At 67.1% G+C, this 15,487-nt stretch carries 13 protein-coding genes; 6 read left to right on the top strand and 7 right to left on the bottom strand.

Annotated elements, in window-relative coordinates:
- Positions 1-61: 61 nt before the first annotated feature.
- The 3 genes from ABIC21_RS16830 to ABIC21_RS16820 all read right to left on the bottom strand — a co-directional run bounded on the left by ABIC21_RS16830 (position 62) and on the right by ABIC21_RS16820 (position 3,802).
- Entirely contained in the window at positions 62-1,267 is a 1,206-nt protein-coding gene (locus ABIC21_RS16830) for an NAD(P)-dependent malic enzyme (protein WP_354351529.1), read from the bottom strand.
- A gap of 303 nt (positions 1,268-1,570) precedes the next feature.
- Complete coding sequence (locus ABIC21_RS16825) at positions 1,571-2,293, bottom strand: TetR/AcrR family transcriptional regulator (RefSeq protein WP_354351528.1); 723 nt, start codon at positions 2,291-2,293, stop codon at positions 1,571-1,573.
- Between the two features lie 192 nt (positions 2,294-2,485).
- The gene (locus tag ABIC21_RS16820) at positions 2,486-3,802 is read right to left on the bottom strand and encodes an MFS transporter (RefSeq protein ID WP_354351527.1); all 1,317 of its coding nucleotides are present in this window, start codon (positions 3,800-3,802) and stop codon (positions 2,486-2,488) included.
- A 124-nt stretch (positions 3,803-3,926) separates the two neighbouring features.
- Here ABIC21_RS16820 and ABIC21_RS16815 point away from each other — a divergent pair, with 124 nt between their 5' ends.
- The 3 genes from ABIC21_RS16815 (at position 3,927) to ABIC21_RS16805 (ending at position 7,352) form a co-directional block, all read left to right on the top strand.
- Positions 3,927-5,066: a thermonuclease family protein gene (locus ABIC21_RS16815; RefSeq protein ID WP_354351526.1), complete on the top strand. Its 1,140-nt coding sequence runs from the start codon at positions 3,927-3,929 to the stop codon at positions 5,064-5,066.
- Between the two features lie 79 nt (positions 5,067-5,145).
- Complete coding sequence (gene rraA, locus ABIC21_RS16810; protein WP_354351525.1) at positions 5,146-5,622, top strand: ribonuclease E activity regulator RraA; 477 nt, start codon at positions 5,146-5,148, stop codon at positions 5,620-5,622.
- Positions 5,623-5,900: 278 nt separating this feature from the next.
- Entirely contained in the window at positions 5,901-7,352 is a 1,452-nt protein-coding gene (locus ABIC21_RS16805) for a sugar porter family MFS transporter (protein ID WP_354351524.1), read from the top strand.
- A gap of 105 nt (positions 7,353-7,457) precedes the next feature.
- Here ABIC21_RS16805 and ABIC21_RS16800 read toward each other — a convergent pair whose 3' ends face one another.
- From ABIC21_RS16800 to ABIC21_RS16790, 3 genes are all read right to left on the bottom strand, one after another.
- Positions 7,458-8,606, bottom strand: coding sequence for a mannitol-1-phosphate 5-dehydrogenase (locus tag ABIC21_RS16800; RefSeq protein ID WP_354351523.1), 1,149 nt, complete (start codon positions 8,604-8,606; stop codon positions 7,458-7,460).
- Complete coding sequence (locus ABIC21_RS16795; RefSeq protein WP_354351522.1) at positions 8,606-10,588, bottom strand: PTS mannitol transporter subunit IICBA; 1,983 nt, start codon at positions 10,586-10,588, stop codon at positions 8,606-8,608. Before ABIC21_RS16795 ends, ABIC21_RS16800 begins: the two co-directional genes overlap by 1 nt.
- Positions 10,589-10,649: 61 nt before the next feature.
- The gene (locus tag ABIC21_RS16790; protein ID WP_354351521.1) at positions 10,650-11,378 is read right to left on the bottom strand and encodes a TetR/AcrR family transcriptional regulator; all 729 of its coding nucleotides are present in this window, start codon (positions 11,376-11,378) and stop codon (positions 10,650-10,652) included.
- Positions 11,379-11,533: 155 nt separating this feature from the next.
- Between ABIC21_RS16790 and ptsP the strand changes: the two genes are divergently transcribed.
- The 3 genes from ptsP (at position 11,534) to ABIC21_RS16775 (ending at position 14,064) form a co-directional block, all read left to right on the top strand.
- Positions 11,534-13,219 carry a phosphoenolpyruvate--protein phosphotransferase gene (gene ptsP / locus ABIC21_RS16785; RefSeq protein WP_354351520.1) on the top strand — a complete coding sequence of 562 codons (1,686 nt, stop codon included), beginning with the start codon at positions 11,534-11,536 and terminating at the stop codon, positions 13,217-13,219.
- A gap of 57 nt (positions 13,220-13,276) precedes the next feature.
- The gene (locus tag ABIC21_RS16780; RefSeq protein ID WP_354351519.1) at positions 13,277-13,699 is read left to right on the top strand and encodes a helix-turn-helix domain-containing protein; all 423 of its coding nucleotides are present in this window, start codon (positions 13,277-13,279) and stop codon (positions 13,697-13,699) included.
- 101 nt (positions 13,700-13,800) lie between these two features.
- Positions 13,801-14,064: a hypothetical protein gene (locus tag ABIC21_RS16775; RefSeq protein WP_354351518.1), complete on the top strand. Its 264-nt coding sequence runs from the start codon at positions 13,801-13,803 to the stop codon at positions 14,062-14,064.
- An 8-nt stretch (positions 14,065-14,072) separates the two neighbouring features.
- Here ABIC21_RS16775 and ABIC21_RS16770 read toward each other — a convergent pair whose 3' ends face one another.
- Positions 14,073-15,293, bottom strand: coding sequence for a PucR family transcriptional regulator (locus ABIC21_RS16770; RefSeq protein WP_354351517.1), 1,221 nt, complete (start codon positions 15,291-15,293; stop codon positions 14,073-14,075).
- Between the last annotated feature and the right edge of the window lie 194 nt (positions 15,294-15,487).

The raw sequence follows: 15,487 nt of genomic DNA, 5'->3' as shown, positions 1-15,487 counted from the left end.
AGACGACGACGGCGCCGCATCCCCCAAGGAAGCGCCGCCGTCGTCGTCTGTTCAGCTGTGGCTACTCGGCCTCAACCGCCGCGGCGACGGCGGCGGACACTGCCGGCGCCACCCTCGGGTCCAGCGGGCTGGGGACGATGTAGTCGGCGGAAAGGTCCTCATCGGCCAGCTCGGCGATGGCGCGGGCCGCAGCCAGCTTCATTGCCGGCGTGATCCGGCGGGCGCCGGCGTCGAGAGCTCCGCGGAAGATGCCGGGGAACGCAAGGACGTTGTTGATCTGGTTCGGGAAGTCGCTGCGGCCTGTGGCGACGACGGCGGCGTACCGGCGTGCGACCTCGGGCAGGACTTCGGGATCCGGGTTGGACAGGGCGAACACGATCGAGTCCTGGCTCATGAGCTTGAGGTGTTCCTCGGCCAGCTGCGAGGAGGAGACCCCAATGAACACGTCCGCGTCCAGCAGGGCGTCGGCGGGTCCGCCGGAGACGCCGCGCGGGTTGCCGCTCTTGGCCAGCTGGGCCTTCTTGCTGGTGGGATCGGCGGCGATGTCCGCACGCTCGCTGTTGATGACGCCGCGGGAATCCAGCAGCACAACGTCGCTGATCCCGGCGGTGAGCAGCATCTGCGCGACGGCGATTCCGGCGGCACCGGCGCCCGAGACGACAACGCGCAGCTTCTCGAGCCCGCGTCCGGTCACCTTGGCGGCTCCGGTCAGGGCTGCGAGGACGACGACGGCGGTGCCGTGCTGGTCGTCGTGCATGACGGGGCAGTCGAGGGCCTCGATGAGCTTTTCTTCAAGCTCGAAGCATCGCGGCGCCGAAACGTCCTCGAGGTTGACGGCGCCGAAGCTCGGGCGCAGCCGCACGAGGGTCTCCACGATCTCGTCGACGTCGGTGGTGTTGAGCACCAGCGGGATGGAGTCGAGCTCGCCGAAGGCCTTGAACAGGGCCGACTTGCCCTCCATCACCGGCAGCGAGGCGCTGGCTCCGATGTCACCGAGGCCGAGGACCGCCGTGCCGTCGCTGACGACGACCACGAGGCGCTGGGCCCAGGTGAGGGTCTTGGCGAGTTCCGGGTTGGCCGCGATGGCGCGGCTGACCTGGGCGACGCCGGGCGTGTACGCAATGGACAGGTCGCGCTTGCTGGCGAGCGGGACGGTGCTGGAAATGGAAAGCTTGCCGCCCTGGTGGGATGCGAAAATTTCCTCGTCGCTGAGCGCTGCTACGGGCTCGGACGTGGCGTCGGTGGGGTTAATCGTTTCAGTGGACACTTCGTTGTCTCCTGGGGCTCACCGTGGGCGTACGGCACATGGAAGCTCAAGCACAGTGATGCTCAAGATGGTCTGGGGAACGTCGGCAGCGGCCCAGGGTTGGTGGGTCTGCGGCGAAGCTCCGGGTACTGCAGGCGGCTGGGGCCGCCCCGGTTCTGCAATGGTAAACAAAACGGGCCGGCCGTGAGGTGTCCCACGACATACTCCAGTTTCTGGTGAAACGTTTATCCAACGTTATTTATGGCCCGGGGCGCCGAAAAGCGCCGCTACCGCCCAGTAAATTATCTGATTGGTCTAGACCAGTTACGCCGACCGGCGGGTGCATGTCAGCAGAAAGCACGCCTTTTTGAGGTCTTCCTCGGCCTCGAAGAGGGACAGCCGCCGGCACCGGACGGACTGGACCAGTCCAGTGACGGTCAACAGCAGGACCCGGGAAATGGCGGCGTCGCCACTCACGGCCGTGACGGCCTTCTCGGCCGTGGAGTCGATCTCGCGGAGCAGCTTCGTGGTGTCCGTGTCCTTGGTGTAGACGGCCCGGTTCAGGCACTGCTCCACGGCAGGCTGCATGAGGCGCATGTGGAAAATCTCCATCACCACGCCGACGAGCGCGTGGGCCGGCACGTCGCCCCCGGCGTTCCCTGCGGGCGGCTTCGCGGTTCGTGCCGCGGATTTCTTCGCGCGTGCTCCGGCGACGCCGGCGCCGCCAACGGTGCCCGCGGCCGAAGTGCCCGCGGCCGAGGTGGCGGCGACAGGGGCGCCAGTCGCGGAGGCGGAGGCTGCGCTGGCCCCTGGCGCTGCCGGGACGTTGGCTGCGTGCAGTTCGGCCAACTGCTTGCGGTAGAGCGCCAGCATCAGTTGGGTGGCGGAGGGAAAATACCGGTACAGGGTGCCCAGCGGAACATCGGCCTTGGCAGCGACTTCGGAGAGGACCACGGAGTCCAGGCCCTTGCGGGCGAACCCGGCGGCGACGTCGAGGATCCGGGTGTAGCGGAGCCGCTGCCGGGGCAGGGTGGGCGGAGGGGCCATCGGTGGAAGTTCTGAGTGAAATTCAGGCATCAGCAGCGTTCCGTGGTCGGTTTTCTCGGCAGCCGGGAGCGATCCCCCACAGCACTGCCGCGGCAATTCCCGTCAACTATACGCCACGCCCCCGGGCCGGAAGCGAGTCACAAACAGTGCCAGCGGCGACCGTCCGGAGCCACCCCGGGGCGGGTCCGGGGCCTAGTCGACGCCCTTGATTTTGACCACAAAGACCGCCCCCAGCAGCCCAATCACGGCAGCCGCCACGTACAGCGAAACGTAGCCTCCCCAGATCGTCACGAAGGGGAAGGCGATGAGCGGAGCGAGCACCTGGGGCAGGGAGTTGGCGACGTTGAGGACGCCCAGGTCCTTTCCGCGGCTCAGTGACGTCGGAAGCACCTGGGTGATAAGGGCGAAATCCACCGCCAGGTAGCAGCCGAAGCCAATGCCCAGCACCGAGGCGCCCAGCAGGGCCCCGGTCCAGTTCGGCGCGAATGCCAAAATCAGAGAGGCCGCCGCGATGATGACCGAGGAGATGATCACTAGCGGCTTCCGCTTGCCCATCCGGTCGCTCAGCCGGCCGCCGACCACACTGGTCACCATCACCATCACGGCGTAGAGGCCGGTCAGGATCAGCACACCGAACTCCGGTGCGATGCCCTGCGTCTCCTCCAGATGGACGGCGTCCTTGAGGAAGAAGAGCAGGTAAAGGGTGACCATGTGGTTGCCGATATTCACCAGGAGCCGCGTCAGCCAGGCCCAGGCGAAGTCCGGGTAGAGCACCGGGGAAATCCAAAAGCCCTTGGCGAAGCCGGCCAGGCTGAACGGCGGACGTGCCCCCGCGGGGAGCGGGACGTCGTCGTTCTTGAAGAAATACAGCACGACGCCGGCGAGCAGCGCCACGGCGCAGACCAGGTAGCCGACGGCGAAGTTCCCGGTTACCGCTGCGGCGATCACCGCGCCGATGAGGATGCCGACCGTCTGGCCCATGGCGGCCAGGCCCCCCACGGTGCCGCGCTGGACCACGGGGACGCGGTCCGGGATCGCCGCGGTAACGGCGGCATAGGCCCCGTTGCAGCCGGCCTGGACGAGGCACCAGAGCAGCGCCATGATGGCAACGTTCGGCGCCCCTGCGAGCGCGATGAGGGCCGCGGCGCCGAGGATGGCCCCGAAAAGGACCCAGGGCACCCGGCGGCCCAAGCGTGAGGTGGTGCGGTCGCTGAACGCACCGAACAAGGGATTGGCCACAAGGGAGACCGCAGCACCGGCTCCCGTCACGAGGGCGAGGATGGCCTCCTTGTCGCTCTCGCTGAACGCGGCGGCCTGCTGGCCGAGGAGCACCTGGAGGGGGCCGAAGAATGCCGCGTTGATGCCCACATTGACGAGGACGACGCCGGTGACCCAGACGGGGCGGACCGCCCGTTCGGGTTCGGCGAGTGCCACCGCCGCCGGGCTTACCGCGGTGAGGCCGCCGCGGGCTGGGTCCGGCGCTGCTCCGGACAGATCGGACAGGCTCATGTAATTCGGTTCCCCCCGGAAACGGCTGACGCACGCTGAAGATCAGTGTGGAGCCAGACTATCGTGGGGATCACGATCCAACGCCAATCCGAAAGTCGATTTCCGGCTCGGAGAAGTATTGTCAATGTCATTCGCGGAACTCCACTTTGGAGAAAGCACACATCACTCATTCCTGGGGGAATACATTTTGCTGTTAGAAACGTCGGGCGCTGCTGCCCGGACAAAAACCGTGGGACTGGCAATCGCCGCCGTCATGGCTCTCAGCGGCTGCAACGCGGGATCGGGCAACGATCAACAGAACGCCGCCGGGCCAGCAACAAACTCCAGTCGTGACGAGGCAGTCGTAGTTCGTGTCGTTGACGGAGATACTTTCGAAGCGTCCGTAAATGGTGAACAAAAGACGGTCCGGCTGCTCAACGTGGACACACCGGAGACCAAGGATCCTAAGGCGCCCGTCGAGTGCATGGGTCCGGAGGCCACGAAAGCTCTTGAGCAGCTCTTGCCCGTCGGTTCCAAGGTCACGCTGGAAATGGACGAGGAGCCGCTGGATAAATACGGCCGAACCTTGGCTGGCGTATTCGACTCCAGCGGAAAGCTGGTCAACGCTGAGGTCGCGCGGATGGGCTTCGGAGTTCCTGTCTTGTTCGAACCCAACAGGAAATTTCATCCGCCGGTCGTCGCGGCGTTCGAGGATGCCCGCACCAGAGGTGTCGGTCTCAACTCGACTGAAATACCCTGCCTGCCCGCCCAGCAGATCGAACAAGCAGCCAAGACTACCGAATTGATCGTTGCCGCACCGCTTGCCGGGGCTGTCTCTGAACTTGATGAAAGCCATGCAGGGCTGGTCACGGCTTTGGCCGCGATTGCCGCACTCAAGGCCGCCGCGAAAGCCAAAGGCCACGTCCACTGGGCCGCTTACAAGGCAGCTCAGCTGAACGCGATGGTGACCAGGCTGGACGCGGCTGCCGACGCCGGTACCGCGCACCTAACTGTCATTGGCGCGAAAAAGAAAGACGTTGCGGATGCCGCCGCTGCCGAGTCTGCCCGCCAAGCGGCGGAAGCTGCTGCCGCAGCCGCGGCTGCGGCAGAGGCTGAACGGCTTCGAAACCTGCCGCCCGTTCCGGCACCGTATGTTCCGCCAGCCTATGTCCCTCCGGCCTACGTACCGCCGGCAGCCCCGGCGCCCAACCCGTACCCGGGATATAACGGTCCTCGTTGCTATGCCCCCGGAGGCCAGACCTGGTCACCATGTAGTAAGAAGTAGCTTAGTGACCGGAGATTCGATGATTCCGAGAAATCGTCGGATCTCGGTGAAACCGTTGGCACCAGCAAGAGGAGACCCGATGGCTGCATCCGCCGTTAATACCGCCGATCTCTACGACGAGCGGGGTGAGGAACTCGACTCCGTGGCCCTGCAGTTCCAGTCGCTCGGCGGCAAAACGCACTTCAGCGGACCCGTCCGGACCATCCGCTGCTTCGAGGACAACGCCCTGGTCAAGTCCACCCTCGCCACCCCCGGGGACGGCGCCGTCCTGGTGGTCGACGGCGCCGGCTCGCTGCGCACGGCCCTGATGGGGGATCTGATCGCGGCAAGCGCCGTCGCGAACGGCTGGGCCGGCGTCGTCATTAACGGCGCCATCCGTGACCGGACGGCCATCGCCGGACTGCCGCTCGGGGTGAAGGCGCTGGGCAGCAACCCCCGCAAGAGCGCCAAGGCGGGCGCGGGCGAGAGCGACGTGGAACTGGAGATTGACCGCGTCATCTTCCGGCCCGGCGCGATGATCTGGTGCGACCCGGACGGGATCCTGGTCGAGCGCTGAGTCGTAGCCCCGCGTCACGGCAGGCATTCTTTTGGCGCAACGGCCGCTGCGGCTTCGCGGGACGCCGGGGAAATCCCGGCGTTGACCGCCAAAAGACTGCCCGGAGTGACGGTCCGGCCCCGGGATGAGGCGTTCGACGGCGGCGTCCGCCCGCGGTGCCCGCCAAACTGTATGTTTCGTCTCACTTTTGGGCCTGTGACATGCGCCGCTCTGGCTCCGGTGTAAGACTTGGTAGCTGCGGCCGCAGGCCGTGGAACGCGAAACGCCGAGGGAGCCAGATGACAACCACCCAAGACCAGACCGTAGCCAAGATCCCCCAGCGGGTCATCTGGCTGGCCGTGGCGGGCGCCGTCGGCGGCTTCCTCTTCGGATTCGACTCCTCAGTGGTCAACGGCGCAGTCGACGCCATCAAGGACGAGTTCGCGCTGAGCGAGGCCGTGACCGGCTTCGCCGTCGCCGTGGCTCTCCTTGGCTGCGCCGCGGGCGCCTACCTGGCTGGCAAGGTCGCGGACCGCTACGGCCGCATCCCGGCGATGAAGATCGGCGCGCTGCTGTTCTTGGTCAGTGCCATCGGGACCGGCTTCGCCTTCAGCGTGTGGGACCTCATCTTCTGGCGCCTCGTCGGCGGCCTGGGCATTGGCCTGGCCTCCGTGATTGCGCCAGCCTACATCTCCGAGATCTCCCCGCGCCATGTCCGCGGCCGTTTGGCGTCGCTCCAGCAGCTCGCCATCACCACGGGTATCTTCGCCGCCCTGCTCTCCGACGCCTTGTTCGCGAACTTCGCCGGCGGCGCCGGCGAGGATCTCTGGTTCGGTATTGAGGCCTGGCGCTGGATGTTCCTCGCCGGCGCCGTCCCCGCCGTTGTCTACGGCTGGATCGCCTACACCCTGCCCGAGTCGCCGCGGTTCCTGGTCTTCCAGGGCAAGGACGCGGAAGCCCTGAAAATCTTCCAGTCGATCGCCCCGGACGAGGACACCGACCGCCACCTGCGCGACATCAAGAAGGCCATCGAGGAAGACAAGGTCGCGGGCCAGAAGGGCTCCCTGCGCGGCAAGGCGTTCGGTCTGCAGCCGGTCGTGTGGATCGGCATCATCCTGTCGGTACTGCAGCAGTTCGTCGGCATCAACGTGATCTTCTACTACTCCACCACCCTGTGGAAGGCCGTCGGGTTCCAGGAGAAGGACTCCCTGACGATCTCCGTGGCCACCGCCATCACGAACATCCTCGTGACCCTCGTGGCGATCGCCCTGGTGGACCGGATCGGCCGCCGGCCCATCATGCTGGCGGGCTCCATCGGCATGGCCGCCTCGCTGGGCACCATGGCCCTCGCCTTCGGGTCCGCCACCGGCACCGGCGACGCGATTTCGCTGCCCGGCGCGTGGGGCCCGGTCGCCCTGGTGGCTGCCAACGTCTTCGTGATCAGCTTCGGCGCCTCGTGGGGCCCGCTCGTCTGGGTGCTGCTGGGCGAGATCTTCCCGTCCCGGATCCGCGCCCGGGCCCTTGGCCTGGCCGCGGCCGCCCAGTGGATCGCCAACTTCGCCATCACCCTGAGCTTCCCGGTCATGGCCGCGGCCTCCCTGCCCCTGACCTACGCCATGTACGCGGCGTTCGCGGCGGCGTCGTTCTTCTTCGTGAAGTTCAAGGTCCCCGAGACCAACGGAATGTCCCTGGAGCACGCCGAGACCCTCTTCGTCCCGAAGGGCTCCGCGAAGGAATCCGCGAACGCCTGAGCCGCTGACACCTCGGCGGGCGGGGTCCGCAGACAAAGACGCCGACGCCGGAACTCGGGTGAGTTCCGGCGTCGGCGGCTTTGCTTCGGCGAAATTGGAAACGGACTAGACGGCGTCCTTGGCCTCGTCGACCAGGGCGGAGACGGCCGCGAACAGGGGATGGTCCGGGGCGAGGCCGGTGATCTTCGCGGTTGCCTCGTCGGCGCTGGAAGACGCCAGGATCTGCCGGAGCTCCACGGCCTCGGCGTCGGCCGGGTCGTTGAAGCGCAGGGCTGCGGCGATCGCACCGAGCAGGGCCTCCGGCACGATTCCGCGTTCGGCGAGCTCCGCCGCCGGACCGATGAAGCGCTCATGACGGCTGAGCTTGCGCAATGGCGCCCGCCCCACCCGGTTCACGGTGTCCGGCAGGTGCGGGTTGGAGAAGCGGCCCAGGATCTTCTGGACGTAGGCCTCCTGCTCGTCACGGTTGAAGCCGTGCTTGGCCACCAGCAGTTCCTTGGTCTCGTCCAGGACGGCGCGCACGTCGGCGGCGACGTCCTGGTCGGCCATGGCCTCGGAAATCTTCCCGAGCCCTGCCTCGAAACCGAAATAGGCTGCCGCGGCGTGACCGGTGTTCACGGTGAACAGTTTCCGCTCGATGTACGGCTCCAGCTCATCCACGAATGTTGCACCCGGAATGACCGGCACCGCGTCACCGAACGGGGTCCGGTCGATGACCCATTCGTAGAAGGTCTCCACCGTGACGTCCAGACCCTGCCCGGCCTCCTGGTTGGGCACGATCCGGTCCACCGCCGTGTTCGCGAACACGGCGGCAGCGTCCAGGGATCCCGCGGCAGGGTCCCACTGGGCCGACACCTCGGACTTCAGGATGTCCGTGGCATTGATGGCGTTCTCACACGCCATCACCTGCAGCGGAGCGAGCCCGGCTGGCCTGGCAGCGATCCCCCTGGCGATCACCGGCGCCACGAACTTGAGGATATGCGGCCCCACCGCGGTGGTCACGACGTCCGCCGTCGCAATCTCCGCGATGACCTCCGCTTCCTGGCTGCCGGAGTTGAACGCGCGGAAGTTCTCCACGGTGCGGACGGTGGGGTGCTCCCCCACCTCGTGGACCCGGTAGCTGTCCGCGGCGGCCAGCTGGGCGATCAGGTCCTCCGCGACATCCGCGAACACCACCTCATACCCCGCCTCGTGCAGCAGCAGTCCCACGAATCCGCGCCCGATGTTTCCGGCTCCGAAATGAACAGCTTTCACTATGAATTGACCTTTCCGAACAGGTCCAGGACTTCCTCAACCGTAGTGGCCGCCTCAAGCTGTGCCACCTGGGCCTTGTTGGTGAAGACCTTGGCGATGGAAGACAGGATGTGCAGGTGCTCGTTGTTGATGCCGGCGACGCCGACCACGAACTTCACTTCCTTGCCGTTCCAGTCGATGCCGTTCGGGTAGCGGACCACGGAGACCGCGGACTTCATGATGTGGTCCTTGGCGGCGTTGGTCCCGTGAGGAATGGCGAGGTAGCTGCCCATGTAGGTGGACACGGATTCCTCGCGTTCGTGCATGGCGTCCAGGTAGCCGGCGTCGACGGCGCCGCGGTCCAGCAGGAGCCGGCCGGCCTCGTCGATGGCGGCATCGCGGGTGGTCGCTGTGCCGTTCAGGACGACGCTCTCCGCCACGAGGATGCCGGCGGGGCCGGTTTCCTCGGGAGCTTCGGGCGTCGCGGCGGCCGCCACGGCAGCAGGAGCCGCAGCAGCCGGAGCGTCGGTTCCAACGTCCGTGTTGCTTGCCCTGACCAGCTCCACGATCTCGTCGTACTTGGGGCTGTTCATGAAGTTGTCAACCGAGACGTGCACGGCGCTGGCGGTCACCGGGGTTGCTCGTTCGGTCAGGTCCTGGTGCGTGATGACGACGTCGTAGGTGTCGCTGAGGTTGGCGATCGCTGAGTTGGTGACCTTGACGTCCGGGAAGCCGGCAGCCTTGATCTTGTTCCGCAGCACCGAGGCGCCCATCGCGCTGGAGCCCATGCCTGCGTCGCACGCAAAGACGATGTTCTTGACCGGCCCGGCGAGGACTGCGACGCCGCCGGCGGTTGCGCCGGAACCCGTGAGCAGCGAGGACACCGAGCTCTTCTTGCCCTTCATTTCCTCCATCCGGGCAGTGGCTGCCCCGAGGGCCTCTTCTTCGGTGGCTCCCACCGGGGTCTTGCTGGCCTTCAGGATCACCGAGGCGATCAGGAAGGACACGGTGGTGGCGAACAGCACGGAGAGTGTGACGCCGACGTAGCTGTCGCGTGCGGTCGCCGCGTAGACGGCGATGATACTGCCCGGGGCTGCCGGTGACCGGAGCCCGGCATCCGTGACAACAAGGGTGAAGATGCCGGTCATGCCGCCGCCGATTGCGGCGAGGATCATGATGGGCTTCATGAGCACGTAGGGGAAGTAGATCTCATGGATGCCGCCGACGAACTGGATCAGGGCCGCACCCGGCGCGGACGCCTTGGCCAGACCCGTGCCGAAGATCGAGTAGGCGAGCAGGATTCCGAAGCCCGGACCGGGGTTCGCTTCGAGCAGGAAGAGGATGGACTTGCCCTCCTCGAGCACCTGCTGTGTCCCCAGGGGCGTGAGGATGCCGTGGTTGATGGCGTTATTGAGGAACAGGACCTTCGCGGGCTCGATGAAGATGCTCGTGAAGGGCAGCAGGCCGTTGATGACGAGGAATTCGACGACGGCGCTGGCACCGTCGCTGAAGGCCTTCACCACCGGGCCGACCACGAACATGCCGACGACCGCCATGCCGGCGGCCAGGATGCCGGCCGAGAAGTTGTCGATGAGCATTTCGAAGCCCGGCTTGACCCGGCCTTCCCAGATCTTGTCCAGCCTCTTCATGAGCCAGGCCGTGAGGGGGCCCAGCATCATGGCACCGATGAACATGGGGATGTCCGTGCCGACAATGACGCCCGTCGTGGCCACCGCGCCCACGACGCCGCCGCGCACGCCGTAGACCATCCGGCCGCCGGTGTAGCCGATCAGGAGCGGGAGCAGGTAGGTGATCATTGGCCCGACAAGCTTGGCGAGCTCCTCGTTGGGCAGGAAGCCCGCCGGGATGAAGAGCGCCGTGATGATGCCCCACGCGATGAACGCGCCGATGTTGGGCATGATCATTCCGGACAGGAACGTCCCGAATTTCTGGACGCCCACCCGCACGCTGGTACGGGGTTTCGCAACTGTCTCTGTTGCCATGTGATTTCCTAACCGTCATTCCTGCTGCACCGCAGGATGGTCCGATGTTTTTTCGCGAAAGCTAGCTGGTGGAGCTGGTGGAGATCCGGTGGAGCCATTCGAGGAAGAGCTTAAGTTCAGAGCTGGAGAGCTGGTCCGAATGCGATGCCTGCAGTGCCGCGTTCAGGGCGATTGCCGCCACCACCACTGACGATTTCCCGGAGGCTTCTGGAGCGCTGTTCTTGGCCTGTTCCGAGGACACCGCAAAGATCATGGCGTCGCGGGTCATGGCGGACAGTTCAAGGTTGCGCTCGGGCGCCTTTTCCGTGATCAGCATGAGTGTCACCCCGACATTGGCGGCCAGGATGCTCCTGGCCGCTTCCCGCGGGGGGACGTTGAGTTGGCCGGCGACGGCGGCCTTGTTCAGCATTTCCTCCATCAGGCCCTCGGCGTCGGCGACGACGGCCGGGCGGCTCTCGGGGCGGATATTGCCGAACATGACCAGGTACAGTTCCGGCTGGTTGAGCCCGAACTGCACGTGGTTGTCCCACATCCGCCGGATGTCTTCCAGCGGCTGTCCTGACGGCGCGAAGTCGCGTTCACCCGCCACATATTCCTCAAAACCTGCCGCGACGACCGCGTCGAACAGACCTTCCTTGTCACCGAAGTGGTGGTAGAGGGTCGGCGCGGTGACCCCGGCCCGCTGGGTGATCTGGCGGGTAGAAACCGCGCCGCCGGCCGAATTGGCCAGCAACTCAGCCGCCGCACGCAGCAGCCGCGTCTTTGGCGGAAGCTGGCCATCTAAACTCATAACCGCTACCCTAGCACCTATAGCAACGCTATATGAAGTGCATCACATACAATTTTTTCAGGTACCGGGGTCCGCCCGCCGACGTAGCTGTTGGCGGGCCCGCCCGTACCTGACTCACCGGCTTACCGGCCCACGGCAGAGAATGAGGACCTTCAGTGCAGAACTTCCCAGGAGTAGGCGTCAGCCCCGGCCGCATCATCGGAACCATCCGCCAGATGCCCAAACCCGTCAGCGAACCGCCCGCCGGGGAGCAGTTGCCGGCCGGCGTCACGGCCGAGGAGGCGACCGCGGCACTAAAGACCGCCGCGAAGGCCGTCCACGACGAGCTGAAGGCCCGGGCCGGGACGGTCAGCGGCGACGGGAAGGCGGTCCTGGAGGCCACGGCCCTGATGGCCACGGACACGATGCTCCTGAAGTCCGCAGCCAAACTGATCGGCCGCGGCACCTCCGGCCAGCGCGCCATCTGGGAAGCCGGCGCCTCCGTCTCGGAGATGCTGCACAACCTGGGCGGCTATATGGCGGAGCGGGCCACCGACGTCCTGGACGTCCGGGCCCGGATCGTGGCAGAACTGCGCGGCGTCCCTGCCCCGGGCATCCCGTCCTCGCCCACCCCGTTCATCCTCATCGCCGAGGATCTCGCCCCGGCGGACACCGCCACCCTGGATCCGGAGAAGATCCTGGCGCTGCTCACCGCCGGCGGCGGACCGCAGTCCCACACCGCGATCATTGCCCGCTCAATGGGCCTTCCCGCCGTCGTGGCCGCAACCGGCGTCGACCAGCTTCCGGACGGCACGGAGGTCTACGTGGACGGCGCCGCCGGCCTGATCACCGTGGACCCGGACGACTCGCAGCGCGCCGCCGCCGAACACTGGGCCGCCACCGCCTCGCTGCTGGCGGACTTTGACGGCACCGGCGCGACGGCGGACGGCCACCTGGTGCCGCTGCTCGCCAACGTCGGCGGGGGCAAGGATGCCGTGGCCGCCGCGAAGCTGAACGCGCAGGGGGTGGGGCTGTTCCGGACCGAGTTCTGCTTCCTGGAGCGGGACACCGAACCCACCGTGGACGAACAGGCCGCCGCGTACAAGGGCGTCTTCGACGCGTTCCCGGGCAAGAAGGTGGTGCTCCGGACGCTCGACGCCGGTGCGGACAAGCCGCTGCCCTTCCTCACGGACGCCACGGAACCCAACCCCGCCCTCGGGGTCCGCGGTTACCGCACCGATTTCACCACGCCGGGCGTGCTGGAACGCCAGCTGCAGGCCATCGCCCGGGCCGAGCAGGAGTCCGAGGCGGACGTCTGGGTGATGGCGCCGATGATTTCCACCGCGGAGGAGGCTGCCCGCTTCGCCACGCTGTGCGCCGAGGCCGGGATCAAGACCCCCGGGGTCATGGTGGAGGTCCCGTCCGCGGCGCTGACCGCCGAGGCGATCCTGCGGGAGGTGGCCTTCGCGAGCCTGGGCACCAACGACCTCACCCAATACGCCATGGCCGCAGACCGCCAGCTCGGCCCGCTCGCGGCGCTGAACACCCCGTGGCAGCCGGCCGTGCTCCGCCTGGTCGGACTGACCGTGGAAGGTTCCGCCGCGGAGGGCCACAACAAACCGGTCGGTGTCTGTGGCGAGGCCGCCGCGGACCCGGCCCTCGCCGTCGTCCTCACCGGGCTCGGCGTCACTACCCTGTCCATGACGGCCCGCTCTCTCGCCGCCGTGGCCGCCGTGCTCAAGACCGTCACGCTGGCCGAGGCGCAGGAACTGGCCAAACTGGCCCTCTCCGCGCCGAGCGCCACGGAAGCCCGCGCCTGGGTCCGGGCGAAGCTGCCCGTCCTCGAGGAGCTCGGGCTGTAGCGCCGCAGCACGGCAGACGTGGTGTGGGGCTGCTCCGGGGGCGCTAGGATGCACTCCATGACACTGATTGCTCCCCGGGTGACGGCTGCCCTTCCGGCTGAGGACGCGCAGAACCTCCGGTACGCCCTCAACGGCAGCGACGACATCACGGTGTTCGTCGACGGCACCGTCCACCGGCTGCCGCCCCAGGCGCGGGACGCGGTCGTGGACCTGCTGGCGCGCTTCAGCCGCGGCGAGGCGGTGACGGTCAGCAGCGTCGAGGAAATGCTGACCACGTCCCGGGCGGCCGAGCTGGCCGGGATCTCGCATACCTATCTGCGTAACATGACGGACCGCGGCGAAATCCCGGTGGAGTACCGGGGTACTCACCGGCGGATCCGGCTCGCCGACGTCATGGCGTGGCTGGAAAAGCAGAAAAAGAACAGTATCGCGGACGGTGCTCCCGGCCTCCTGGATGACGGTGCCGCGGATGCTTCGTGACGGCGTGATAAGGATCAAACAACGATCCCGGCCCTGCGCGGAAACGCGGAGAAGGCCGGGGTTACGCTTGGATTGTGGGTAAGTTCAGAGGGTGGCACATCGTGGCTGGCATTGCCGCCATGGTGCTCACAGGCATTCTCGGAACCGCTATGGGGCTGAACAATACGGCTGCCTTTATGTCCAGCTGTGTTGCGTTTGTGGCCGTCTCCATGTGGACGGACAGCCGGATCACGCTCCGCAGGAGAGAACGGGCGAGAGAAAGAGCGCGGGAAGCCGACCGCGCCGCGGCGGCTGACGATGCCGGCTCCGCACCGGACCGGCAACCGGAAGCCGAGCAGGCCAAGCGCGAGGGCCGCGGCACCTAGGCCAACCTCTAGATCCTGGGCCGGCCCGCCCAGCGCCGTGCCTTCAACGCCGCATGGAGTTCTAGCCGCACCATCCCCTTGAGCGGGTCGACGCCGAGCAGTTGGCGGATCCGGCCCAGCCGGTTGTAGATGCTGCTCCGGTGCAGGTGCAGCTTGTCCGCCACTTCCTGGACCGAACCGTCGTTATCGTAGAAGAGCTCCAGCACCGGCAGCAGCTCGTGGTTCCGGTCATGGTCCTCCAGGAGGCGGAAATAGACCGAGCCCGCGTCCGCCCATGCCCCCGCCCCGCCGCCCGCCGAGGCCAGCAGCTGGTAGATCCCGGTGGCGCGGCAGTCCACGAGTTCCCCCAGCTGGGGATCCACCGCGGCCGCCTGCGCGGCCTGCCGGGACTGACGGTACGCATCGGCCAGTTCCCGCGGCCGGGAGAATCCCTCGGAGGTTCCCAGGATGATCCGATGGACCGTCCGGCCGGAGCGTTTGGCCAGCTCCAGCTGGTAATGGACCAGCACTTGGGCGTGGTCCGCGCGGCCGGTCAATTCCCTGAACAGGACGACGGCGTGGGTCTCCGTGCCGGCGCTGAACAGGGCGGCGTCCACGCCGATGGTGGCCTGCAGGGCGGCGGAGCGGTGAATCAGCGTGGAGGCGATCGGGTCCGAGCCTTCGGCCCAGCCGTCAGCATCCAGCACCGTCACCAGCTGCCAGGGTCCGCGTCCCTGAACTTCCTTCCAGCCCGCCACGGCTGCGACGGCGTTGGACTCGCCCCGGCAGGCGGCCAGGAATTCCTGTTCCCGGCGTCGGCGGAATTCGGATTCGGCCGTATTGGAGTCCAGCAGCAGGGACGAGAGCTGCTCCAGCTCCCGGGCGACCCCGGGCAGCTGGGCGAGGACCGTCGTCGCGTTCGGCTCGTCGGCATCGAGCTGGACCCAGAGGTACCCCACCCGGAAGCCCCGCACCAGCAAGGGTACGCAGACGCGGCCCAGCATCCCGAGCTCCTCGTTGGCCGGCACGACCACCGGGCGGACCGCCGTCGCGATCCCGTGCGAGAGCTGCCAGGCGCTGACGTCCACCGGGACGCGTTTGCTGAGCAGGAAGTTCACCCGGACCCGGTCCGCGTGCGACTGGTTGGAACTGTAGGCGAGCAGCTGGCCGTCGAGGTCCTCCAGCGAGAGGCCGCGGCCCAGTTGCAGTGCGACCTGCTCCACGAGCTGTTCCACGTCCTGCTGCTGCATGCTGCAACACTACTGCCGATGCCGCTTCCTCCGGAAAAGGCACGGCGAACACTGCAGCGAACACCACCCCAACGGACAGCAGGCGACACCTGACGCTTGCCGTGTCGACAAATGTCCAGTTCGGTATTTGGAAAAGCCCGGATTTCCGCGGGAAGCGGCCACCGCCGCAGGACGGTGCCTGTCGCTTGCCTCAC

Origin of the sequence: Pseudarthrobacter sp. PvP090 (assembly GCF_040547365.1) — a bacterium.
Lineage (GTDB): Bacteria > Actinomycetota > Actinomycetes > Actinomycetales > Micrococcaceae > Arthrobacter.
The sequence above is the reverse complement of the archived record's forward strand: the minus strand, read 5'-3'. Positions and strand labels throughout refer to the sequence as shown.

Bases quoted from the DNA above. Each gene is read 5' to 3' on its own strand.
- ABIC21_RS16820 (WP_354351527.1), bottom strand. From the start codon at position 3,802: ATGAGCCTGTCCGATCTGTCCGGAGCAGCGCCGGACCCAGCCCGCGGC.
- ABIC21_RS16815 (WP_354351526.1), top strand. From the start codon at position 3,927: ATGTCATTCGCGGAACTCCACTTTGGAGAAAGCACACATCACTCATTC.
- ABIC21_RS16790 (WP_354351521.1), bottom strand. From the start codon at position 11,378: ATGAGTTTAGATGGCCAGCTTCCGCCAAAGACGCGGCTGCTGCGTGCG.
- ABIC21_RS16805 (WP_354351524.1), top strand. From the start codon at position 5,901: ATGACAACCACCCAAGACCAGACCGTAGCCAAGATCCCCCAGCGGGTC.
- ABIC21_RS16770 (WP_354351517.1), bottom strand. From the start codon at position 15,293: ATGCAGCAGCAGGACGTGGAACAGCTCGTGGAGCAGGTCGCACTGCAA.
- ABIC21_RS16795 (WP_354351522.1), bottom strand. From the start codon at position 10,588: ATGGCAACAGAGACAGTTGCGAAACCCCGTACCAGCGTGCGGGTGGGC.
- rraA (WP_354351525.1), top strand. From the start codon at position 5,146: ATGGCTGCATCCGCCGTTAATACCGCCGATCTCTACGACGAGCGGGGT.
- ABIC21_RS16825 (WP_354351528.1), bottom strand. From the start codon at position 2,293: ATGGCCCCTCCGCCCACCCTGCCCCGGCAGCGGCTCCGCTACACCCGG.
- ABIC21_RS16780 (WP_354351519.1), top strand. From the start codon at position 13,277: ATGACACTGATTGCTCCCCGGGTGACGGCTGCCCTTCCGGCTGAGGAC.